The organism is Paenibacillus sp. Y568 (assembly GCF_059445545.1).
Genome location: NZ_JCAIUM010000007.1, coordinates 62613 through 84495 on the forward strand (window position 1 = coordinate 62613; position 21883 = coordinate 84495).

21 protein-coding genes, 1 tRNA gene and 2 pseudogenes are annotated in these 21883 nt (G+C 41.9%); 16 read left to right on the forward strand and 8 right to left on the reverse strand.

What is annotated here, in order from left to right:
* Positions 1 to 23 precede the first annotated feature (23 nt).
* The 10 genes from AC1D7X_RS11570 to AC1D7X_RS11615 all read left to right on the forward strand — a co-directional run bounded on the left by AC1D7X_RS11570 (position 24) and on the right by AC1D7X_RS11615 (position 11045).
* The gene (locus tag AC1D7X_RS11570) at positions 24 to 890 is read left to right on the forward strand and encodes an SDR family oxidoreductase (RefSeq protein ID WP_495455402.1); all 867 of its coding nucleotides are present in this window, start codon (positions 24 to 26) and stop codon (positions 888 to 890) included.
* A 165-nt stretch (positions 891 to 1055) separates the two neighbouring features.
* Positions 1056 to 2852 (forward strand): two-component system histidine kinase PnpS, encoded by a 1797-nt coding sequence (gene pnpS, locus AC1D7X_RS11575; protein WP_495455403.1) that lies wholly within the window; start codon positions 1056 to 1058, stop codon positions 2850 to 2852.
* Between the two features lie 127 nt (positions 2853 to 2979).
* Entirely contained in the window at positions 2980 to 3714 is a 735-nt protein-coding gene (locus AC1D7X_RS11580; protein ID WP_495455404.1) for a response regulator transcription factor, read from the forward strand.
* Between the two features lie 200 nt (positions 3715 to 3914).
* Complete coding sequence (pstB, locus tag AC1D7X_RS11585; protein WP_495455405.1) at positions 3915 to 4670, forward strand: phosphate ABC transporter ATP-binding protein PstB; 756 nt, start codon at positions 3915 to 3917, stop codon at positions 4668 to 4670.
* A 68-nt stretch (positions 4671 to 4738) separates the two neighbouring features.
* Positions 4739 to 5398: a phosphate signaling complex protein PhoU gene (gene phoU, locus AC1D7X_RS11590; RefSeq protein WP_495455406.1), complete on the forward strand. Its 660-nt coding sequence runs from the start codon at positions 4739 to 4741 to the stop codon at positions 5396 to 5398.
* Between the two features lie 128 nt (positions 5399 to 5526).
* Entirely contained in the window at positions 5527 to 8187 is a 2661-nt protein-coding gene (gene polA / locus AC1D7X_RS11595; protein WP_495455407.1) for a DNA polymerase I, read from the forward strand.
* Positions 8188 to 8237: 50 nt separating this feature from the next.
* Positions 8238 to 9080 carry a DNA-formamidopyrimidine glycosylase gene (gene mutM, locus AC1D7X_RS11600; RefSeq protein WP_495455408.1) on the forward strand — a complete coding sequence of 281 codons (843 nt, stop codon included), beginning with the start codon at positions 8238 to 8240 and terminating at the stop codon, positions 9078 to 9080.
* Positions 9081 to 9195: 115 nt separating this feature from the next.
* Entirely contained in the window at positions 9196 to 9879 is a 684-nt protein-coding gene (ytaF, locus tag AC1D7X_RS11605) for a sporulation membrane protein YtaF (RefSeq protein WP_495475260.1), read from the forward strand.
* 9 nt (positions 9880 to 9888) lie between these two features.
* On the forward strand, positions 9889 to 10485 hold the full coding sequence (coaE, locus tag AC1D7X_RS11610; protein ID WP_495475261.1) for a dephospho-CoA kinase: 597 nt from the start codon (positions 9889 to 9891) through the stop codon (positions 10483 to 10485).
* A complete protein-coding gene (locus tag AC1D7X_RS11615; RefSeq protein WP_495455411.1) occupies positions 10482 to 11045 on the forward strand; it encodes a lytic transglycosylase domain-containing protein in 564 nt (187 codons plus the stop codon). The genes coaE and AC1D7X_RS11615 overlap by 4 nt, the downstream gene beginning before the upstream one ends.
* A gap of 64 nt (positions 11046 to 11109) precedes the next feature.
* Here AC1D7X_RS11615 and AC1D7X_RS11620 read toward each other — a convergent pair whose 3' ends face one another.
* Entirely contained in the window at positions 11110 to 11328 is a 219-nt protein-coding gene (locus AC1D7X_RS11620) for an alpha/beta-type small acid-soluble spore protein (protein ID WP_495475262.1), read from the reverse strand.
* A 135-nt stretch (positions 11329 to 11463) separates the two neighbouring features.
* Between AC1D7X_RS11620 and nrdR the strand changes: the two genes are divergently transcribed.
* Positions 11464 to 11931 carry a transcriptional regulator NrdR gene (gene nrdR / locus AC1D7X_RS11625; protein WP_495455413.1) on the forward strand — a complete coding sequence of 156 codons (468 nt, stop codon included), beginning with the start codon at positions 11464 to 11466 and terminating at the stop codon, positions 11929 to 11931.
* A 133-nt stretch (positions 11932 to 12064) separates the two neighbouring features.
* A tRNA-Ala gene (locus tag AC1D7X_RS11630) sits at positions 12065 to 12140 on the forward strand.
* A 274-nt stretch (positions 12141 to 12414) separates the two neighbouring features.
* Here AC1D7X_RS11630 and AC1D7X_RS11635 read toward each other — a convergent pair.
* The 6 genes and pseudogenes from AC1D7X_RS11635 to AC1D7X_RS11660 all read right to left on the reverse strand — a co-directional run bounded on the left by AC1D7X_RS11635 (position 12415) and on the right by AC1D7X_RS11660 (position 17717).
* Positions 12415 to 12632 (reverse strand): annotated as a pseudogene (locus AC1D7X_RS11635) (hypothetical protein).
* A 44-nt stretch (positions 12633 to 12676) separates the two neighbouring features.
* Positions 12677 to 13222, reverse strand: a complete 546-nt coding sequence (locus AC1D7X_RS11640) for a dihydrofolate reductase family protein (RefSeq protein WP_495475263.1) — start codon at positions 13220 to 13222, stop codon at positions 12677 to 12679.
* Positions 13223 to 14015: 793 nt separating this feature from the next.
* The gene (locus AC1D7X_RS11645; protein ID WP_495475264.1) at positions 14016 to 14432 is read right to left on the reverse strand and encodes a VOC family protein; all 417 of its coding nucleotides are present in this window, start codon (positions 14430 to 14432) and stop codon (positions 14016 to 14018) included.
* A 173-nt stretch (positions 14433 to 14605) separates the two neighbouring features.
* Positions 14606 to 15208, reverse strand: a complete 603-nt coding sequence (locus AC1D7X_RS11650) for a TetR/AcrR family transcriptional regulator (protein WP_495475265.1) — start codon at positions 15206 to 15208, stop codon at positions 14606 to 14608.
* A 573-nt stretch (positions 15209 to 15781) separates the two neighbouring features.
* Positions 15782 to 16252: a MarR family winged helix-turn-helix transcriptional regulator gene (locus tag AC1D7X_RS11655; protein WP_495475266.1), complete on the reverse strand. Its 471-nt coding sequence runs from the start codon at positions 16250 to 16252 to the stop codon at positions 15782 to 15784.
* Between the two features lie 577 nt (positions 16253 to 16829).
* The gene (locus AC1D7X_RS11660) at positions 16830 to 17717 is read right to left on the reverse strand and encodes an alpha/beta fold hydrolase (RefSeq protein ID WP_495475267.1); all 888 of its coding nucleotides are present in this window, start codon (positions 17715 to 17717) and stop codon (positions 16830 to 16832) included.
* 314 nt (positions 17718 to 18031) lie between these two features.
* Here AC1D7X_RS11660 and AC1D7X_RS11665 point away from each other — a divergent pair, with 314 nt between their 5' ends.
* The 3 genes from AC1D7X_RS11665 (at position 18032) to AC1D7X_RS11675 (ending at position 19527) form a co-directional block, all read left to right on the forward strand.
* Positions 18032 to 18394 carry an ArsR/SmtB family transcription factor gene (locus AC1D7X_RS11665; protein WP_495475268.1) on the forward strand — a complete coding sequence of 121 codons (363 nt, stop codon included), beginning with the start codon at positions 18032 to 18034 and terminating at the stop codon, positions 18392 to 18394.
* Positions 18360 to 18884 (forward strand): SRPBCC family protein, encoded by a 525-nt coding sequence (locus AC1D7X_RS11670; RefSeq protein ID WP_495475269.1) that lies wholly within the window; start codon positions 18360 to 18362, stop codon positions 18882 to 18884. The genes AC1D7X_RS11665 and AC1D7X_RS11670 overlap by 35 nt, the downstream gene beginning before the upstream one ends.
* Before the next feature lie 67 nt (positions 18885 to 18951).
* Complete coding sequence (locus AC1D7X_RS11675; RefSeq protein ID WP_495475270.1) at positions 18952 to 19527, forward strand: dihydrofolate reductase family protein; 576 nt, start codon at positions 18952 to 18954, stop codon at positions 19525 to 19527.
* A 171-nt stretch (positions 19528 to 19698) separates the two neighbouring features.
* Here the strand turns inward: AC1D7X_RS11675 and AC1D7X_RS11680 are convergent.
* A pseudogene (locus tag AC1D7X_RS11680) lies at positions 19699 to 20924 on the reverse strand (MFS transporter).
* Positions 20925 to 21092: 168 nt separating this feature from the next.
* Between AC1D7X_RS11680 and AC1D7X_RS11685 the strand changes: the two are divergent.
* The gene (locus tag AC1D7X_RS11685; RefSeq protein ID WP_495475271.1) at positions 21093 to 21671 is read left to right on the forward strand and encodes a TetR/AcrR family transcriptional regulator; all 579 of its coding nucleotides are present in this window, start codon (positions 21093 to 21095) and stop codon (positions 21669 to 21671) included.
* Positions 21672 to 21883: the final 212 nt, after the last annotated feature.

Sequence of the window (21883 nt, forward strand, 5' to 3'; positions counted from 1 at the left end):
GTTTAGAAGGGAGAATGAATCATATGTCAAACCAACAACCTAACAAAACCTTACCACCACAACATCAGGATCAACAGCCAGGTGTCGAAAGTAAGATGAATCCGCTACCTGTATTTGAGTCACCAACGTACAAGGCTGCAGGGAAATTACAAGACAAAGTTGCAATCATCACCGGCGGAGATAGTGGGATTGGAAGAGCGACAGCTGTTGCTTTTGCTAAAGAAGGAGCAGATTTGGCTATTTTCTATTTGAATGAACATGATGATGCAAAGGAAACCCAACGACAAATAGAACAAGAAGGGCGTAAATGCCTATTAGTTCCCGGAGATATTGGAGATGAAGAATTCTGCAAAACGTCGGTGAAGCAAACGATTGATCAGTTCGGGAAAGTGGACATTCTTGTGAATAACGCGGCTGAACAGCATCCCCAACAGAAAATTGAAGATATTACGAGTGAACAATTGGAGCGTACGTTCCGAACGAATATATTCAGTATGTTTTATATGACCAAAGCAGTTATGCCGCATCTGAAGAGTGGTAGTAAAATCATTAATACGGCTTCCATTACGGCATACAAAGGTAATGCTACCCTCATTGATTACTCTTCGACAAAAGGAGCCATTGTAAGTTTTACACGTTCACTGTCAATGAATGTCATCGAAAAGGGAATCCGAGTGAATGCAGTAGCGCCAGGGCCAATCTGGACGCCACTTATACCATCCACTTTTGATGCAAAGAAAGTAAGTGAGTTCGGGGGGACACAACCAATGAAGCGTCCCGGTCAGCCGGAAGAACTGTCCCCAGCCTATGTCTACCTTGCATCGGATGATTCATCATATGTTAGTGGACAAGTTATCCATGTTAATGGCGGAGAAATTGTGAACGGTTAATAACGAACAGTAAGACCCGTACCTGATATTTAAATTGAGGTATGGGTCTTTTATTCTTTTGTAATTCTACATAGATAGATTAGATGGATTACTTCTGTTATACTCGTGGTGGTTATTCGACTAGCTAAATACATAATATATTAAACTCATGGGAGAATTAGAAATATGAAGTCATATCGTACTAGATTAACCCTTATTTTAATGATCATGATTGGATTGACGATGGTCGGCGCTGGACTGACTATGGCTAAAGTATTTAAGAATTCTCACATTATTGTGCTTGAGGAGAATATGACCCGGGAAATAAAACTATTAAGTAAAACTCTTGATTTTCCCTTAACGGAGAATAAGGAAGTTAATCAGTATTATACAAAAGAAGCCCAAGAAATCGGAAAGTTAATTGACTCTCGTGTCACTTTTATTGAGCGCGACGGGACTGTCATTGGAGATTCAGAGAGAGATCCACTGCTGATGGATAACCACATCAATCGAGAAGAGATTGCAGCGGCGGCAAAAGAGGGCGTTGGACATGTTATAAGATACAGTAGTTCCCTTGGACGAAATATGCTATATGTTGCTACACCGGTCAAAGTGGGCAATACATTTGATGGATATATCCGGTTATCCGTTAGTCTTGAATCTATTGATAAAGGGCTTCAGCATGCTTGGACACTTATGGCAGTGTGGCTACTCATTCTATTTGTTGTTGCAGCACTGATCAGTATCCGAATGGCTACGAGTTTAACTTTACCCTTAGAGAAGATAATAAAGGTAGCTAGGAGAATTTCGCAAATTGATTATGACGCTCGAGTACAATTAGAGCGTCATGATGAAGTCGGGCAGTTGGGATATGCCATTAATGCAATGGCAGATAGTTTGCAGAATCAAGTGAAGAGAATTCGGGATAATGAGGATTTAATACAGAGTGTATTGGACAATATGACCAGTGGCATACTGATGATTGATGTGAATGATAATATAGCCGTCATTAATCCAGCTGCTGAAGAGATGCTAAAAATGAAGAGTGATCATGTCTTAGGTAGATCATTTACAGAAATGAAGCAACATTACGAATTGTCGAAGGTCTTTAAAGAAGGGATATCTCTCCGGATTCCAATCCACGAGGAACGCAGTTTATATTATCCTGAGGAAAGAATGATGCGGATTGATGGTGTTCCCATGTTAGATGAAGAGGGTTCCTACAAGGGAATATTGTTCTTACTTCAGGATATATCAGCGATTCGTAGGTTGGAGAATATGAGAAGTGAATTTGTTGCAAATGTATCTCATGAGTTAAAGACACCCATTGCTGCAGTTAAAGGATTTGCAGAAACACTACTTGGCGGGGGTGTGACTGATAAGAAGACTGTGCGGTCATTTCTACAAATCATATATGATGAGAGCGAACGCTTGAATAGACTCATTAGTGACATTCTGGATTTGTCTAAGATTGAATCTAAACGTATCCCAATGGATTATTCTCCTGTTCATTTATCCTCGTTCTTTGCGTCGGTAATAGAAACGATGAATACGATGGCAGATAAAAAGGGAATTAGCTTGGAAAGAGATATTCCTGACGAATTATTTATTGAAGCAGATGAAGATAAACTACGGCAGATTTTTATTAATCTTCTCTCCAATGCAATTAATTACACGCAGGAAGGAGGGCGAGTCAAGCTGACTGTTTGTCACATAGAGCAGGATAACGATGAAGATCGTGTTCAATTTACAGTAATGGACACTGGGTTAGGTATTCCCAAAAAAGATTTGCCACGAATATTTGAACGTTTCTATCGCGTGGACAAGGCTCGTTCACGGGGTTCAGGTGGAACAGGTCTGGGACTATCCATTGTTAAGCATTTAGTTGATATGCATAAGGGGCGTTTATCCGTGGAGAGTGAGCTTAATATTGGGAGTTCCTTTATCGTGGAATTACCTTTTTTACAAGATGATGATCGATAGCTCTCTTCTTACGAAATAAATGGATTAGATTGTTTCGAGTTTACACTCCCTTAACATTATGGTGGTATGATGAATCATGTTGAACTAGCATCTCTATTTCGAGATGATAAAAGAATGGAGGTTCCATATGTCGCAACGATTGTTGGTTATTGAAGATGAGCCGACATTGGCCAGACTATTATCTTATAATTTGTCGCAAGAAGGCTATGATGTAACGATGGAGGATCACGGGACTTCAGGTTATGAAAGAGCTGTTCGGGAATCCTTTGATTTAATTCTATTAGATCTGATGTTACCAGGTATGAATGGAATTGATATTTTGAATAAATTACGTACACAAGGTATTGTGACACCTATTATTATTTTGACAGCAAGAACAGGGGAAGAAGAAGTCGTTCAAGGGCTTAAATCAGGAGCGGATGACTATATTACGAAGCCTTTTGGTGTCTCAGAACTCCTTGCAAGAGTGAGTGCTGTCATGAGACGTGTGTCTGGCAAATCAGAAGAAGTGAGGATTACAACACAGACTTCAGCGTCTATGCTCTCATTAGGTCAATTGGAAATATTCCCTGATAAATATGAAGTCACATTAGGTGGCCAGAGCATTAACTTACGTCCTAAAGAATTCGAAGTCTTACTGTACCTAGCCCGTAAACCTGGGGTAGTTCTTACAAGGGATGACTTAATGAATGAGGTATGGGGATTTGACTATATCGGGGGACAGAGAACAGTGGACGTACATGTCAGCTCACTCCGCAAAAAGCTCGAGCTTGATCCCGATTCTGTACATATCGATTCTATTCGAGGTGTGGGATATAAATTAGTGGTTAATAAAAAAAGAAATGCTCATCAATCCATGTAATTAGATGAGTATTTCCTTTAGCTATTTGACGATTCGTCAAGCTAAGCGACAGGTCTTGGTTTGACAAATCGTCACATATTTACAGGAGTGATTCGTATATAGATTTTACATAGCGTTTACAATCTTAGGATACTGCATTTACATAACGATAGTAATATTAGTAAGAACACCACGTAAAGATAAGGAGACCTGATCATTAAATGGAAGATATTATCCATATTAAGAAACTGAATCTATTTTATGGAAATTACCATGCGCTCAAGGATGTAGACCTCACGATACCTGAAAAAACAATTACATCTTTTATAGGTCCGTCAGGCTGTGGTAAATCTACACTATTACGTACATTGAATCGAATGAATGATATGATCCCTGGAACAAAGATTGTTGGTTCAATCCAAATTAATGGCAAAGAAATATATGAAGAAGATGTGCATGTTGAAGTACTTCGTAAACAGGTTGGTATGGTGTTTCAGCAACCGAACCCTTTTCCCAAATCAATATATGATAACGTTGCTTATGGTCCTCGCTTACATGGAATAAATCATAAAGCAGAATTAGATAAACTTGTAGAACAGAGTCTGCGTCAGGCTTCGCTCTGGGAAGAAGTAAAGGATTACTTGAAACGGTCTGCACTTAGTCTATCAGGTGGACAACAACAACGTTTGTGTATTGCACGCGCACTAGCAGTACAACCTGATATTCTGTTAATGGATGAAGCAACTTCTGCACTGGATCCAATCTCTACGCTCAAAATTGAAGAGTTGGTACAGGAATTAAAAGATACCTACACGATTGTAATGGTTACACATAATATGCACCAAGCTGCACGTGTATCGGGAAGAACTGTATTCTTCCTTAATGGAGAAGTCGTTGAAGCTGATGAAACAGATCAATTATTTACCAACCCACAGGATTCACGTACAGAAGATTATATATCAGGCAGATTCGGATAAATCGGATAAACACCGATATATTGGATTGATACTAAAATAAGACCATTGATAGGAGGATGACAGAACATATGATTCGAAGAATCGGGTTAGATCAAGACTTGGATGAGTTGCGGTCACTATTGCTACGTATGGGAGAGCATGTTATCGAAGCATTAGAAGGTGCGATAACGGCACTGCATACGTTGGATACGGTTAAAGCTCAACAGATCGTGAAAGATGATATACTGCTCAATGCAATGGAAGATCAGATTATGGATATAGGATCACGGCTCATTGTGACACAACAGCCTGTTGCCAAGGATTTAAGACGGATCATTGTTGCATTCAAAATCTCTAGTGATTTGGAGAGAATGGGCGATCTCGCTCTTGATGTGGCCAAAGTCACCATGCGTCTTCAAGGACAACAGTTGATTAAGCCACTTGTTGACATTCCTAATATGGCAGCAATCGTTAAGGTCATGATCACGGAGGCTATCACAGCATATCTTGATGAGAATACGGATCTTGCCTACAAAATGGCACAGGATGACGATGAAGTCGATCATTTATACGGACAAATGATTACTGAGCTATATTCCTATCTATCATCAAATCCTGAGTCATCCTCGCAAGTCATGTTACTTACATTAGTTGGACGTTATATTGAGCGTATTGCAGACCATGCGACAAATATTGGAGAAAGTGTTGTCTACCTTGTTACAGGCAAACGTCCCGATCTGAATCAATAATTGGAATGGTTTATATTTAAGCACCGACCATGGTTGGTGCTTTTTTTGTATATTCGAGTACATTTTTCTCATTTGAAGGGGTCATATGTTATCATGAAAAGAGAATGCTGTAAAAAGGAAGGTGTTTTATGGATAAGTTAATTCTAATTGATGGCAATAGTATTATTTACCGAGCGTTTTTTGCAATGCCACCACTTACTAATACAAAAGGTCTTCACACAAATGCAGTTTATGGATTTACGACAATGCTTCTGAGATTGATTGAGGATCATAAACCAACGCATATGATGGTTGCTTTTGATGCGGGTAAGATCACATTCAGACATGAAGGTTATCAGGAATATAAGGGCGGGCGAGAAAAGACACCTCGTGAGCTATCTGAACAATTTCCTTTGCTAAAGGAGTTATTACAAGGATTGGGAATTGCCCAATATGAGCTAAGTGGATATGAAGCTGATGATATTATTGGAACGATTGCTAAAGAAGCAGATCAAGCAGGGCGTCAAGTGTTGGTCGTATCAGGAGATAAGGATATGTTCCAATTGGCTTCCGAGCATGTTCAGATTGGATTGACACGTAAAGGTGTAACCGAGATCGAAGTGTATGCACCTGAGCAGATTCAAGAAAGATACGGCTTAGAACCTCACCAGATTATTGATCTAAAAGGACTAATGGGCGATACTTCTGATAATATTCCTGGCATTCCAGGAGTAGGTGAGAAGACAGCTCTTAAACTTTTGCATCAATATGGCTCTGTAGAAGAGGTATTAGCGAATACGCATGAGTTAAAAGGCAAGATGAAAGAAAAGATTGAGACGCATGCAGACGATGCGATCATGAGTAAGAAATTAGCGACGATCTATCGTGAAGTTCAATTAGATAAATCATTGGATGAAATGATATTCCATGGTCTAGTTCAGGAAACAGCAGGACCCGCGCTAGCTAAACTCGAGTTCAAATCACTTCTTGAACGGTTATCTTTCTCAGGTGAAGGGGGATTAGTGGCTGGCCAAGAAGCTAAACCTGAGCTAAATGTCGATGTGACGGTGATTGATAAGGACAATATGGACGAGTTTATTGGACATTTGACGGATGTCAAAGTCTTACATGTAGAGACTTATGGCGAGAACCCACATCGAGCAGAGATTATTGGGGTAGTGTTCTCATCGGAAGAACGGCATGACTATATCCCTTTTGAACTGCTGAACACAGAACAAGCAGCACCCATTCGGAGTTGGTTACAAGATCCTACTATTCCGAAGCGTGGATACGACTTACACCGGATGGATCTCGCATTGCATTGGCATGGGGTTCCTTTTGCTGGAGTTTCTTTTGATGTGCAGCTTGCAGCATACCTGCTCGATCCAACAGAATCTAGTCAAACGGTAAGTGCCTTAGCTTCTAAATATGGTTTAGATTCAATCGTGATAGAAGAAGATGTCTTTGGCAAAGGTGCGAAATACAAGGTGCCTGAAGTAGATATACTCAGTAACCACTTGGCAAGGAAAGCAGCTACCGTTCTTAGCATTATTCCGATACAAGAAGCGGAATTAGAAGAGAAGAAAATGAAATCGCTGTTCCATGACCTTGAGATGCCTCTTTCCCGGATATTGGCGGATATGGAGAAGCAGGGGATTGAAGTGCACACGAGCGACTTACAAGAGCTTGGTAAGGAATTCGAAGAACAAATTCATCGTCTTGAAGAAGAAATTTACCGTATTGCAGATACGAAATTCAATCTGAATTCTCCTAAACAGTTAGGGGAAATTCTATTTGTGAAGCTAGGACTACCTGTAGTTAAAAAGACAAAAACAGGATTTTCTACAGATGCTGAAGTTCTTGAGAAATTGGCTCCATATCATGATATTGTCCAGCTTATTCTGCAATATCGTACAATTGCGAAAATTCAATCGACGTATGTTGAAGGTCTACTGAAGGAAATATCACCGAAGACGGGCAAGGTTCATACGTATTATCGTCAGACGATTGCTGCGACAGGTCGCTTGAGTAGTCAATTCCCGAATCTTCAGAATATCCCTATTCGACTTGAAGAGGGACGCAAGATCCGTAAAGTATTCGTTCCTTCAGAGCCGGGTTGGACGATCTTAGCAGCCGATTATTCTCAAGTCGAGTTACGTGTTCTGGCGCACATCTCCAAAGATCAGGGATTGATAGATGCGTTCACACACGATATGGATATTCATACGAAGACAGCCATGGATGTATTCGGTGTAAGTGCTGATGATGTTGATTCGAATATGCGTCGTGCAGCTAAAGCTGTAAACTTCGGTATTGTGTATGGAATCAGCGATTATGGACTATCTCAGAACCTCAACATTACACGGAAAGAAGCTGCGAAATTTATAGAGCAATACTTCGACGTGTTCAAAGGTGTACAACAATATATGGTGGATATCGTCAAAGAAGCGAAAGAGAACGGATATGTCACGACTCTTTTGGAGAGAAGACGATACCTTCCTGAGATTAACGCTAGTAACTTCAATCTTCGATCATTCGCTGAACGGACTGCTATGAATACTCCGATTCAAGGTACGGCTGCAGATATCATTAAGTTGGCGATGATCCATATGGATCAAGCACTTTCAGATAAGAAGTTGAAGAGTAGAATGTTGCTTCAGGTTCATGATGAATTGGTATTTGAGGTCCCAGAAGATGAACTTGAGATTATGAAGGTACTAGTACCGGAAATTATGGGAAAAGCGCTACCACTTATTGTCCCATTGAAAGCCGAAGTTAGTTATGGTAGCAATTGGTACGAAGCGAAATAGTACCCCAAGGTCATGGAATTCCGTTATAATGGGATAGAGGTGAGTACATCATGCCGGAACTACCGGAAGTAGAAACCATAAGAAGAACCTTAAACGTATTGGTAAAAGATAAAACCATTGATCATGTAAGTGTCCATTTGGCGCGAATTATACAGCGCCCTGATGATATAGAGGAATTTGCATTTTTGCTTAAAGGGCATACCATTCTAGGTGTAGAACGTAGAGGTAAATTTCTACGTATTCTATTAGATGGGCTTGTCATCGTATCTCATTTGCGTATGGAAGGCAGATATGGGCTTTATTCGAGTGAAGAACCGATGGAGAAACACACGCATGTCGTGTTTCATTTCACGGATGGTACGGAATTACGTTATAAGGATGTGCGTCAATTTGGTACGATGCATCTTTTTGCTACAGGTGAGGAAATGGTGTCACTACCGTTGTCCAAGCTAGGTTTAGAACCATTAGATGAGGCTTTTACGCTCGAACAATTCAAGAAGACTCTAATGGGTAAGAAAACAAAGATTAAGCCTGTCTTACTAAATCAGGCATATGTCGTGGGAATCGGGAATATTTATGTGGATGAATCATTATTTAAAGCAGGAATTCACCCCGAGACCCCAGTAGATTCATTGCAAGATGAACAACTTGAACGGTTACACAAGTCCATTGTGAGTATTTTGTTAGAATCCATTGAAGCAGGTGGGTCATCTATCAAGTCTTATGTAAATGGACAAGGTGAAATGGGAATGTTCCAACAACAGCTTCTTGTGTATGGCCGTCAGAACAAGCCTTGTTTAAACTGCGGTACGATGGTTGAGAAAACAGTTGTGGGCGGAAGAGGAACTCATTACTGTCCAAGATGCCAACCCATGAATAACGTAAACGAATAAAGAATGTGCACCCCTTGATTTTCCCTCCATATAATAAGGAGAACGTATCGACTGTAAGCGGATCGTTTCTGATTAGACTCTTGATCATTTCCGCTGTCAGATAGGAGGGAACAGGGTGCTCAGTCACATTCTTGCACTGACGTTGCTGGCTTTTGCTGTGAGTTTGGATAGTTTTGGAGTAGGGATTACATATGGGTTAAGGCAAGTGAAAATCCCTTTGCTATCCATTGCGATTATTTCAGCACTTTCGGGTGTTGTCATTGGGATTTCAATGCAGGTGGGGGTGCTGCTTGCGCATTTTGTATCTCCTGTTATTGCTTCAGTAGTTGGTGCTATTATTCTGATCGTTATGGGAATGTGGTCATTGATTCAAATGCTTGTTCAGAAAGAAAAGGATCAAGTACTGGAACCTGTTAAAGCAAAAAAAATAGAAAAGTCACCCCATCCTCTGATGGAACGACAAGTATTCTCTTTAGAGATTCGTAAGTTTGGTCTTGTTATTCAAATATTGCGTACCCCTTCGTCGGCGGATGTGGATAAATCGGGAAGCATCTCTGGGTATGAGGCTATGTGGTTAGGTATTGCATTATCTTTAGATGCATTTGGTGCTGGTCTAGGGGCCGCTCTGTTGGGGTTCTCACCATTATCAACTTCATTAGTAATCGCTTTATTTAGCGGAAGTTTTCTGGTTATGGGTATGAATGCAGGATTTCGTTTTGCTACAAAATCATGGACGCGACATATGACGGCACTACCCGCGTTAATGTTAATAATAATGGGAATAATGAAGCTGTTATGAGGTGAAATCATGAATATAGGATTAACCGGGGGTATCGCAACAGGTAAGAGTACAGTATCCTCCCTTCTAGTCAAGAAGGGAGCTTTGCTTGTTGATGCGGATGCTATTGCTCGGGATGTTATGCTCCCAGGCAACCCTGTTCTTGCTGCCGTTACTACGTCTTTTGGACAAGGTATATTGCATGAGGACGGTACGTTAGACCGTAAGAAGCTTGGCAGTATTGTTTTTGGCGATAAAAAAGCCCTTGAAACTTTAAATAGTATCAGTCACCCAGAAATTCGCAAAGAGATTAGAAAACAAATGTTGGAGCTTGAGACAACTTATCCTGAACGTCTTGTGGTGGCAGATATTCCACTATTGTATGAGTCAGGACTTGAATCCATATTCGAACAAGTATGGGTAGTCTATGCACCACGTCATATACAGAAGGAACGTCTGATGAGTAGAGATTTATTATCGAATGGACAAGCAGAGGCGAGGCTTCAGTCACAGATGGATATCGAGGTAAAGAGATCTTTAGCAGATCAAGTTATTGATAACAGTCAGACATTGGCTGTAACCGAACAACAGTTGGATAAATATTGGCTGCAGTTGAGGTCGTTATGACATTTTTTCGTAAGAAAAGAGTGCTCTTACTTCTGTTTTTAACATTCGTAGTGGTGTTATTTTTCAATAGTAATTGGATGTCATGGTTTTATCCTATTCATTACAAAGAAGAGATTCAATCACAAGCAGAGGAATACGATGTCGATCCTTTTCTTATTGCCTCAATTATCCGAGTAGAGACTAATTTCAAGCCGGGTAAGGAATCGAAAAAAGGTGCGCTGGGGATTATGCAATTAATGCCGGATACCGCTAAATGGGCAATGGAGAAGGCGAAAATACCTGAAGTGACGATGTATCATATCAAGCATGAGACAAATGAGAATATTGGTATTGGAACGTGGTATGTATCTTGGTTATTAGAACAGTTCGATGGGAATAACATCGCTGCGATAGCTGCTTATAATGCTGGACCTGGCAAAGTGAAGAGTTGGATCGACAAAGAGGTCTGGGACGGGCAATATGACACGGTAAAAAGTATTCCTTTCGGCGAAACTAGACATTATGTTCAGCGCGTTGTGTATTATTACAATCAGTACACAGATATTTACGATGAATTCTAAGGTCATGAATAAAAAGAGTGCTGGTCCAGCTCTCGCCGGTCCAACACTCCATTATTCAATCAATTTAGCTGAACTGACCAGCTAATTGCTGTTCTGCAAGAGTAACCAATCGTTTAGTGATATATCCCCCGATTGAACCGTTCTCGTAAGAAGTCATGTTACCTTGGTATCCATCTTGAGGAATGCTGATTCCAAGTTCCTGAGCGATTTCATATTTCATTTGTTCTAGGGCACCTGTTGCTTTAGTTACAACTAAGTTATTTGAACTGTTGTTGTTTGCCATTGTCGTTCACCTCCTGTCTGTTGGTAAAAGTATTATGTGTCATAATAGCAATCTTCATAACTAAATTTATATGGAAATTTTTATGGAGATAATTTTACTCAAGAAATCTCATGTGAAAAGGGAAGTGCTAACATAATGAAATGCCCATATTGTAGCTATGCGGGAACTAAGGTACTGGATTCACGCCCAGCTAATGAGAATAAATCGATACGCCGCAGGCGTGAATGTGAACAATGTAGCCGGAGATTCACAACGTTTGAAATGGTAGAGGAAGCACCTTTGATTGTGATTAAGAAGAATGGTAATCGTGAAGAATTCAGTCGTGATAAGGTCATGCGTGGATTGATTAGAGCATGCGAGAAACGTCCTGTGTCTGTGGAACAATTCGATATGATCGTCTCAGAGGTTGAAAAAGCTCTAAGGGATACGGCTATAACAGAAGTAGACAGTCAGCAGATTGGTGAGATAGTGATGGAAGAATTATATCGGGTTGACGAAGTAGCGTACGTAAGGTTTGCTTCGGTATATCGCCAGTTCAAGGACATTAATATGTTTATGAAGGAATTGAAGAATCTCCTCTCCAAGAGTACATCTAGGGAATAGGAAATAACCATTGACACGACATTCATTATTTGATAAATTAGTGAATGTTGTTAGTCATACGGGGCCTTAGCTCAGCTGGGAGTCCACGTATGGTTGGTTACACTACCATAGGAAATTGTAAATGTTATATCGTGGGGGCTTAGCTCAGCTGGGAGAGCGCTTGCATGGCATGCAAGAGGTCAGCGGTTCGATCCCGCTAGTCTCCACCAACACCTTAAACACAAACGGCAGAGATGTCATTTATTTCGTTATTTGTGTTTCCGTATTCAACACATATGGAGAGTCTAATATTGATGGTCCTGAAAGAATAGATGAGATGTGACAGTATGCCCCCCATATTTTTTTTGAGAGGGTTTTTGCTCTTGCTGTAACAAGAAAATAAAGTAATAGACTGACCCATAAAATAGAAACAGCGGCAGCCTTGGACTGAGAAAAAAAGTCCTAGACTGCCGCTGTTTTATTGAGCTGACGATCTGCATTAGTTCATTCGGTTAAATATAAAGCTACGCGAGCTGGAGCTTTTGCAAAATAGTCATCCAGACGGTCGAACGGCTCCTCCCAGATGAAGCGGTAGCTCTCCAGCCAATTGTCCAACTCCCGGAAAAGATTCGGCAGTAGCCTGTAAATCCACCTACGGTGAGTGGACGTTTTCGCAAAAGCTCAACAATCTGCTTGCGGTTAGGCTTAGCCAAGGCACCCATGACGTTAGCATTTATGGTTCATCATCCGCTCTTATAGCAATGGATTAGTTACTTTTCTCCGGTTGGTAGGAAAGGATGGATACACCTGTAGATGTTGTTTTAACTTCAACAAGCTTTAAAGCTTTTGTATAGCTCCCGTCTTTGAAAAGACGCTTTCCGCTCCCATGTACAACTGGTTGGATCATGAAATGATATTCATCGATGAGATCGTGCTCCATTAAGGTGTGGATAAGATCAGCACTGCCATAGATCAAGATATCCTGACCGGGCATTTGCTTTAACTTAGCTACTTCTTCCACAATATCACCTTTGATCATCGTTGCATTCCATGGACCTTCTTCTAATGTTGTACTTGCAACATACTTTGGATAACCGTTCATTCGGTCTGCAAAACCAACATCATCCGTCATCGTTGGCCAAGCTGCTGCCATCCCTTCGTAAGTCACTCGTCCCAACAATAAAGTGTCGCTAGAAAATAACAAATCGGTTTGAAAATTCCCCACCTCTTCGTTAAAATAAGGCGCTGTCCAAGCCGGATTATCCATGATGCCATCCAAAGTTACATACATCGATACTTTTACTTTTCTCATTTTCAAAACTCCTTTTTTTTAACTTATAATAACAATACACTTTAAAGAGAATATTCCAGTCAAGGAATATTTATTGTGCTCCATCAAGGAGCGAGTCTAGTGACCGCTGCCATAAATCAAATATTGGTTATCTGTTTCCTGCTTAAGCTTAGCCACTTCTTCTATCATGTTGTTCTTTATGAAACTCGCGTTCCATTGGGGTTCTCCCAATGTGGTGGTAGGTACATATTTAGGAAGGAATTGTTAGGTGCGGTTTCTGCGGTTGGTTTTCTGATGGGCCTCATTCTGGGAGGCTTGTTAACCTCGGTGCTTAACTGGTGTTGGGTATTTTTCATTAATGTCCCTATTGGGTTGACGGTGATCATCTTGTTATCAAAGCTCCTACCGGAAAGCAAACCGGTGCGAATCCCTGTGGATGTTCCCGGAGCTGTTCTCGTGACTTTGGGTTTAAGTTGTATGGTCTATACCTTCTCATTGACAGAACCTTACGGAATATTCTCGTTCCAACAATTACGCTTTTCCTTGTTGCAGTCGGCTTGCTTATTGCCTTCATTCAGGTTCAACGTATGGTTTCGCAACCATTGATTCCGTTAAGCATATTTCGTAATCCTGCTCTAATCGGAGCCGGATTGATCACGAGCCAGAGCGAGTCGGATCGCTCGTGGAGAGTTAAGGCGCGAACCACGGGTTCAGTCAGTGAACAGTGAGAAATTTTAAATCAAGGGGTGTCCCATAAGTCATGCATATGACTTATGGGACACCCCTTGATTTGCACATTTTAATAATAAATGAATTACGCTTGATGGTTTCCTGGATCTTCCATATGGAAGACTTCCCATATGTGACCATTAATATCCTGGAAGCTCCAACTGTACATATGACCAAAATCCTGAGGGTCATTCGACGGAGTTCCACCGGCAGCAAAGGCCTTATTCACGATTTCATCCACCTGTGCGCGGCTGTCAACCGCTAGGGCGACGAGCATTTCTGTGTATTTTGTTGCATCGACAAGTTCCTTCTTGGTGAACGATTGAAAAAATGGCTCCACGAGCATCATAGCATAGGTATTGTCGTTGATAACCATGCTAGTGGCATTTTCGTCTGTGAACTGCATGTTGAACTCGAATCCAATTTGTCTGAAGAAATCCATCGTTTTTTTCAAATCTTTAACGGGCAGATTAATAAATGTTTTGCTAGGTTGGAATGCCATTCTGAATCACCTCATCGATTATTATAACTTTACATGAATAAAGTAAAGTCATTAGATTTAGAATAAAATTTAATTTACCACTTGTCAAGTAGTATTTTATTATAGTACATTAAAGATCGAAAAAAGACCGAGTGTCGGGAATACTCGGTCTTTAGTCTAGATGGCTTTCATATTCAGTCGGCTGATTTATGAAATATTTTTTTACTGATCTGTGTAAGAAAAGCCATCCATTGTTCTTGAAATTGTTTGTCGGTAGGAGACATCCCGGTTATCATTTTTGTTGCATCAGCGAAGACCAGCGGATATGTGGTTAAACTGGTAATTGCTAAAGTCAGCAAGGCAGGGTCTAAGTCTTCGGGAACAAGTGCAACTTTTTGTTTTGCCTTTAAATCTTCGACGTAGGATTGCAGAACTTGCTTTCTAATCGTTTCTCTTTGAGGATTTTTGGGTTGGTCTTCAAGCGCTTCCCATGCCGTAAACTTTTGAAAATCCATTCGATACTCGATATTTACTCTTAAACGGTGTGCGGCTAGGAGAACAGGGTCTGTTGGAGTTTGTAAAGTAATTGGCTGCTGTTGTGTATATAAGTTATCCATTACTGCTTCAAAGATATCATCTTTTCCTTTAAAGTAATGATACAACAACTGCTTTTTGACATTTGCTCTTGTAGCGATTGATTCTATTCGAGTAGCTGAAAACCCTTTTGAGAAAAACTCTTCTCTTGCAGCATCAAGTATTTTTTTACGCGTACGTTCCGCGTTTCGAATCTCACCCAATTTTTCATCTCCATTATGTTGTTCTGTAATCAAACTATATAAGTTAATTTAATATGAGTCAAGTTAGAGACTTAGCACGCTACGAGAGTTTAGGTATGTATGATTTCTTCGAAGCGACTGAAGAGGATCTTGAATGTGAGCTATATCTTATTAATAATAATCGTCCTTTACTATGTCTCGGCTGAAATACTGCATATGAAGATTTCATGGATGGAGTGTCGCACTTGTTGACAATCCGTCTACAAGTTGTATCCTGCTAGACGCTAGTAAATATTTATATGGGGTGTGTAATACCCCAGCTGGGAGAGCGCATCGCTGGCAGCGATGAGGTCAGGGGTTCGATCCTCCTAGGCTCCATAAAATAAACAAAACGCAACCTCACAAGGGTTGCGTTTTTTTCGTGTTAATGACTATCTTCCGCCGATTCAGACAGCTGAAGGAGCTAAGGTCTTGATCAATGAGTTCCAGTATGCTCTTCATATAACCGATGTATTAAAATTAAACTTCTTCCTATAAACACTTTCTGAGTCTTTTTTAGTTCAAATGTGATGACAACGTTATCGCATCTTGAGTTCACTCGTATTCATCCGCGGTCCAGCCGGGGGCATCGATGCGAATAGCCCTGTCCCCGATAAGCGTCTTCAACTGTGCCTCCAAGGTTGCGAGTTCCGATAGGCCAATCTGCTGTTCCCATTTCTTGCGCAAATCATCGAAGATTGCTTCACCTTGTCGCAAGACTTCAAAGCCTAGCGGGGTGACTTGCAGCCGTTTGCGCCGAGCATCATGAGGGTCTGCTTCGCGCGATACATAATCGCGGTCGAGGAGAACTGCGATCGTCTTGGATGCAGCTTGCTTCGAGACAGACATGCGACGCCCCAAATCTGAGGCACTATCGGAGCCTGCGGAGATTGCGCGCATCGCGAAGTCGTGTATTGGACGGAAATCATCGTACCCGCGATCTGCCAAGGCGATCATGGCAGCGTCTACGAGCGTGCGGTAGCCGCCTAAGAGAAGGAGCGCGAGATCGGCACCAGATCGAGACATATTATTCCTTCCTTCGTTAGTCATTTTCTATATATTTTAATCCAAAGCGTAAGCATTTTCCAGCATTTATAATTGAGTAACGTAGTTGACCCAGTAGGAGAATGCAAACAATGATGAGCGGAACTAAGGTATCTTTGCGTAGGGACAGGAAATTATTGTTAATGATTATCGCCATACGAATGTGTTGTTGTTGGGGCAACTGAAAAGAGAGGAAGAGGAGGGCGACGAAGTTCTGAACCTCGTAGATGCTAATGAACAAAGAATCTAATAAACAAGAATGAATACTAACTATATATACATGAAACCGGTAGAAAGAAAAGGAGTGGAGGTTCGCCATAGAAAATATTGCCGATTATCTGTTTGCATACTAAGGCATTCATCTGATCCTTTATGATGATGTGCATATCCGGGAGCGGAATAAGTCATTGCGTACAATCAATACAGAGGCTGAATTGATTGTACGCTGGCTTACAAACCTGACAGTTCCTTAATTAATTGCTTTCATTAACTCCAACCGTCCCTAAGAGTACGATCAGAGGGAGATTGCGCAGCCCGTAGATTGCCAAATCATCTCACCTCAAACAGTGTCGATGCTCTTCAAGAAGTCGAGGATTACGGTCGATAGAACTTCAGGTGCCTCAAGAGCGACGTAGTGGCCGACGCCTTCGAGTTGTACAGATTTGATACTGCCGACTGCAATTTGGCTCACGGTCCTTGTGGTAAACGGACCGCCGCTAGCACCGATAGCCATAACTGGCATGTTCAAAGGGTTTGTTTCGGCGAGTGCACGGATACTGTCTCCTTCAGTGAGCATTGACTGGTATAGACCGATCGCTCCACGCCAACCGTTGGGGCGGGAGTAAGTGCGGACGAGCTCGTTAATATCAGTGTCAGTGATTGCGCCCTGAACGGCGGTCATAGTCGGAAATGCCCAATCTCGCAGGAACTGCCGTTCACGACCGTGGAGCAGCAACTCAGGGATTCCAGACGCTGCTAGGACACCAATATGCCAGGAGCCCCCGCGAGTGATATCACCAAGGCTTTCGAGCCCAAATCCGGGAAGGCCCATCTCGATCGCAGTGAAACTGCGAATATCATCGGGATGCGTGGACGCGAGTCTGAAGACCGTGGCTCCACTGATGTCTTGCCCCGTGAGGTGCACCGGCCCTACGCTGAGTTGCTCGATGAGAAGGTGCAGGTCTTCGGCAGATGTCGTGCTGTCATAGGTACCCTCGACGTTGCTTGAATCACCAAAACCACGCAAGTCGACGGCAAATACCTGATGATTCAGGGCAAGTAAAGGAATGAGTTTGTGGAATGCCCACCAGGTCTCGGGGAACCCATGGACCAATAGAATTGGGGAACCAACTGTACCTGCGGACACATAGTGAATTGTAGTCCCATTGACCTGTGTTGTGTGATGCACGATACCAGGAATCGACGCGCTCGACTTCGTAATGCTCATATTTTCTCCTCCTCCATTTAAATAACCAATTCGTTTTGAAATAGACAACTTGGTTGACTTTATAATAGACAACTAAGTTGTCTATGTCAAGAGGGATGTATGTCTTAAGCGGCGATCCGGATCTAGGGTAGCGTTTTTGTGTGTGGTGAACCCTCAAAATGACAACCAACATACGAAGTGGCAATAAAAAATACGCATCGATCAATTATTTACTAAATCATTTACTTTATAAACGAAATGATTTAACATAAAGTTAGATTCAAATAATCACGAGTCATAGACCCATACTGGGTCGAGAAATGAGGTTAGAAGTAATGCCGGTTGATATTTTTTCAGCGCTTGCTGACCCTACCCGAAGGAAAATCATTGAATTACTTGCCGAGAATGAAGAATGTCCCGCATCTTTTATTCACGAGCAGTTCTCGGTCAGTCCTCAAGCGATCTCTCAGCATCTGAAAATTCTTCTGGGAGCTAATCTAGTTAGCGTGGAGAAAAAAGCGCAGCAACGTATCTATCGGTTGAATCCCATGGTCATGTTTGAGCTTGATGAATGGTCCAATCGCGTTAAGCAAAAGTGGAACAGACGCTTGGATGCTTTGGATGCTGTTCTGAAAAATGAGATGGAGAACATGATCAATAACCATGATAAGGAGGTTGACGATGAACCGAAATCTTAATAAGCAAGCTGTCGTAATCACACGTGTTTTCGATTTTTCGGTGGAATTGGTGTGGAAGGCTTGGACGAATCCATCACTAGTAATGCAATGGTGGGGGCCTGCTGAGTACACGTCTCCACGTTGTGAAATCGATTTTCGAGAAGGGGGAAAGTTTCTCTTTTGCATGCAAGCACCTGAATCACATGGCGGTCAGGAGTCGTACTCTGCAGGTGTCTACAAGGTAATCAAGCCACTGGAACGGCTTGAGTTCAACCAGTACTTAAGTGACTCAAATGGCAATTACATCGATCCAGCAGAGGTAGGACTCCCTTCGGATTTTCCCGCCATTGTTGAATTTGTAATTGATTTCTCCTCAAAAGGCAAGCAGACGGAACTCAAGATAACGGAATATGGCTGGACGCCGGGCGAGATGTTGGAGAATGCAATCATGGGGACGAACCAGTCACTCGACAAGCTTGGCGAACGAATCGGACCGTTGAATAGGTCTTAACTGACAAGTCACGTATATGTGTTGTATATGAGATTGAGAATTCCATTAAAAGTGAGGGTGCGATAAAATGGGAAAGATAATAGCGTCAGTAAGTTGCTCATTGGATGGTATTTTTACAGGACCGCAGGGTGATGAAGATAATATGGTTAGCTGGGCAATGCCCGGTATCATCGATGCGATGTCGGATAATCTAGTTATGTTTCAGCAGGCAGAAGCACTCTTGATGGGCAGAATTACATATGAAGGATTTTCCACCTACTGGCCTTTCCAAGAGGGAGATTGGGCTGATGCCATGAATAAGACTAGTAAATATGTGGTAACTCGCAATCAGGACTGCGATATAAAGTGGGGTGATTACAAAGATACGATCACGCTTTTATCCGGCGATGTGGAGGCAAAATTGGAAGGGCTAAAAAAAGAGCTTAATGGCGATATAATTATTCCTGCGAGTGCCAGTCTGGTACAAAGCTTGCTGAATACAGCCTTAATTGATGAATTTAGTATGATCGTACACCCTGTTATTGTCGGAAGCGGCAATAGCTATCTAAAGAACATAACAAGCAGGAAAGATTTAAAGCTCCTGCGAACACAACACTACGAGACAAGCGGATCAATACGGTTATGTTACGAAGTGATGAAGTAAGCTATATTCATTCATAAGTGACAATCGTGGTTTCTCACAAACTAGGGACCTCGAAAAGATAAGCTTTGAGGTCAGGGGTGAGGGTCCCCCTAAGCTCCACCATAATAAAAAAATCAACCACGCCCATAGGACGTGGTTTTGTGTTGTTTAGCCTAATCTCATGGAATGAATTTATTGTCCTAGCGTTCTCGAATCCGTATCTGTCTTAATTGTTCTTTTCTCGGTGAAGAAATAAACCAAAGCTAAAAGCGGCAAGATGGTTCCAATGAGAGATGTTAGCTTCCAATCCCCCTGGGTATAAGACCAAGTGCCCAAGGCCGATCCGACGGCTCCACCTAAAAAGAATATAGCCATAAACAGTCCCTTTAGACGTCCTCTAGCTTCATTTCCCATCGAATAAATCGCACGTTGACTAATGACAAGATTACCCGAAACGGACATATCAAGTGTGAATGCAGATACAAAGAGAAGAATCAGAGCAAGGGTTGAATTGCTGTGGAACAGATGGATGAGCAAAAATGATAATGCGGCAACAATCATGGCTAGCCCCGTTAACACTTTGCTCCAGCCCTTATCTGCTAATCTTCCGGCAATCGGAGCGGCAATTGCGCCACCTACACCAACTAATGCAAACCAGGCAATACCTCTCTGGGACATTCCGAAATGATCAGCCAAATGTAAAGGAACAACAGTCCAAAATAGGCTGAAGGCTCCAAATAAACACGCTTGATATAGTGCGCGACGTCGTAATACAGGTGTGTGTCTTAATATAGTGCCTAAAGAAATAATTAGTTCTCGGTAGTTTACTATAGGAGAAGGCTTGCCTTCGGAAGAACATACGATAGCAGTACAGTTAATAGAGAGATAACAATGGCAGATAAAATAAATATGGCTCTCCAGCCCCAAAGACTAGTTATAAAGCTTGCCAATGGCCGCGCAAGCATGATTCCTAATAAGAGGCCGCTCATCACATTACCGACCACGCGACCACGCTGATCTTCAGACGCTAAATAGGAGACGAAAGGCACTAGAATTTGAGCTACTACAGATCCAACTCCAATAAATAAAGATGCAAGTAAAAATAACGACGTATTAGGCGCGAATGCGGCAGTTAGTAGTGCGCCAACTGCAACGATAAGCATGAAAATCGTGAGACGTCGATTCTCAATGATATCGCTTAGAGGCACAATGAACAACAGCCCGACAACATAACCGATTTGAGTAACTGTGACAATTAATCCTGCTGTTGTAGAAGTAAGGCCAATAGCATTGCGGATAGGTCCAACTATAGTCTGAGCGTAATAAAGATTAGCGACGATGAGTCCGCACGCGGCTGCTAACAGCACCATCATCCAACTTGAAATACGTTTTTCTTGATTTTCTTGTTCTTTTCTCATCTTAATCAATCCTTCTATAAATACTGAACGTCTAGTTTTGTAATTGACTCAATAATATACTGAACGTATCGTTTTGTAAATAGGCTTTTGTGAATATATTATTTTATGTATACTGAACGTATAGAATATAAATTGTCAGGCACAGAAATATAAGAAAGGGGGATTCATATGCAAGCGAAAAGAGGGCGTCCACGGAATATTGAAACGCAAAAAACGATCCTTTCTGCTTCCTATGATTTATTGTTGGAAATTGGGTTTGGAGCAGTTACGGTAGAAAAAATCGCTAATCTTGCCAAGGTCAGTAAAGCTACGATATATAAATGGTGGCCAAATAAGGCTGCAGTGGTGATGGATGGATTCCTATCTGCTGCATCTGCAAGAATTCCTGTGCCGGATACAGGTTCGGCATTCCAGAATGTTCTAGAACATGCCACGAATATGGCCCGGTTTATGAACACACGAGAGGGTTCCATTTTTCTTGAGATTATTGGGGAAGGGCAGGGTGATTCTGCATTAGCAGAGGCCTATCGGACCCGATATATACAGCCGAGGCGATTGGAGGTGCAGGGTATTATGGATCAGGGGGTTAGTCGTGGTGAGCTGAAGAAGAACCTGGATATCGGATTATGCACAGACCTCATATATGGGCCGATTTTCTACCGCTTGCTAGTTACGGGGGATATGGTTGACGATGACTATGTAAAGCAGTTGGTAACCCAGGTCTTCGAAGGTATCCGTTCGACTTGAAACCCTGTTACGAAGCATGTGCTTGACTGCCGCCATGTTATGCTACTTTCGCGCTCTGGGAGTTACATACAGTGACTATTGTAACCGGAAATGGAGGATGAGCGCATCACCCGCAGCGATGAGGATAGAGGATCTCATGGGTGAACTGGAACTGTAGGGGTATAACTTATCGAGGTTGAATCCCCTAATAGCACAGTTGCTAATTTAGTTCT

Excerpts from the sequence above, each read along its gene's own strand:
- AC1D7X_RS11570 (WP_495455402.1), top strand. The coding sequence starts at position 24 with ATGTCAAACCAACAACCTAACAAAACCTTACCACCACAACATCAGGAT.
- mutM (WP_495455408.1), top strand. The coding sequence starts at position 8,238 with ATGCCGGAACTACCGGAAGTAGAAACCATAAGAAGAACCTTAAACGTA.
- phoU (WP_495455406.1), top strand. The coding sequence starts at position 4,739 with ATGATTCGAAGAATCGGGTTAGATCAAGACTTGGATGAGTTGCGGTCA.
- polA (WP_495455407.1), top strand. The coding sequence starts at position 5,527 with ATGGATAAGTTAATTCTAATTGATGGCAATAGTATTATTTACCGAGCG.
- AC1D7X_RS11675 (WP_495475270.1), top strand. The coding sequence starts at position 18,952 with ATGGGAAAGATAATAGCGTCAGTAAGTTGCTCATTGGATGGTATTTTT.
- AC1D7X_RS11655 (WP_495475266.1), bottom strand. The coding sequence starts at position 16,252 with ATGTCTCGATCTGGTGCCGATCTCGCGCTCCTTCTCTTAGGCGGCTAC.
- AC1D7X_RS11665 (WP_495475268.1), top strand. The coding sequence starts at position 18,032 with ATGCCGGTTGATATTTTTTCAGCGCTTGCTGACCCTACCCGAAGGAAA.
- coaE (WP_495475261.1), top strand. The coding sequence starts at position 9,889 with ATGAATATAGGATTAACCGGGGGTATCGCAACAGGTAAGAGTACAGTA.
- AC1D7X_RS11580 (WP_495455404.1), top strand. The coding sequence starts at position 2,980 with ATGTCGCAACGATTGTTGGTTATTGAAGATGAGCCGACATTGGCCAGA.
- AC1D7X_RS11645 (WP_495475264.1), bottom strand. The coding sequence starts at position 14,432 with ATGGCATTCCAACCTAGCAAAACATTTATTAATCTGCCCGTTAAAGAT.
- AC1D7X_RS11640 (WP_495475263.1), bottom strand. The coding sequence starts at position 13,222 with ATGAGAAAAGTAAAAGTATCGATGTATGTAACTTTGGATGGCATCATG.
- AC1D7X_RS11615 (WP_495455411.1), top strand. The coding sequence starts at position 10,482 with ATGACATTTTTTCGTAAGAAAAGAGTGCTCTTACTTCTGTTTTTAACA.
- nrdR (WP_495455413.1), top strand. The coding sequence starts at position 11,464 with ATGAAATGCCCATATTGTAGCTATGCGGGAACTAAGGTACTGGATTCA.
- pnpS (WP_495455403.1), top strand. The coding sequence starts at position 1,056 with ATGAAGTCATATCGTACTAGATTAACCCTTATTTTAATGATCATGATT.
- AC1D7X_RS11620 (WP_495475262.1), bottom strand. The coding sequence starts at position 11,328 with ATGGCAAACAACAACAGTTCAAATAACTTAGTTGTAACTAAAGCAACA.
- AC1D7X_RS11670 (WP_495475269.1), top strand. The coding sequence starts at position 18,360 with ATGATAAGGAGGTTGACGATGAACCGAAATCTTAATAAGCAAGCTGTC.
- AC1D7X_RS11685 (WP_495475271.1), top strand. The coding sequence starts at position 21,093 with ATGCAAGCGAAAAGAGGGCGTCCACGGAATATTGAAACGCAAAAAACG.
- pstB (WP_495455405.1), top strand. The coding sequence starts at position 3,915 with ATGGAAGATATTATCCATATTAAGAAACTGAATCTATTTTATGGAAAT.
- AC1D7X_RS11660 (WP_495475267.1), bottom strand. The coding sequence starts at position 17,717 with ATGAGCATTACGAAGTCGAGCGCGTCGATTCCTGGTATCGTGCATCAC.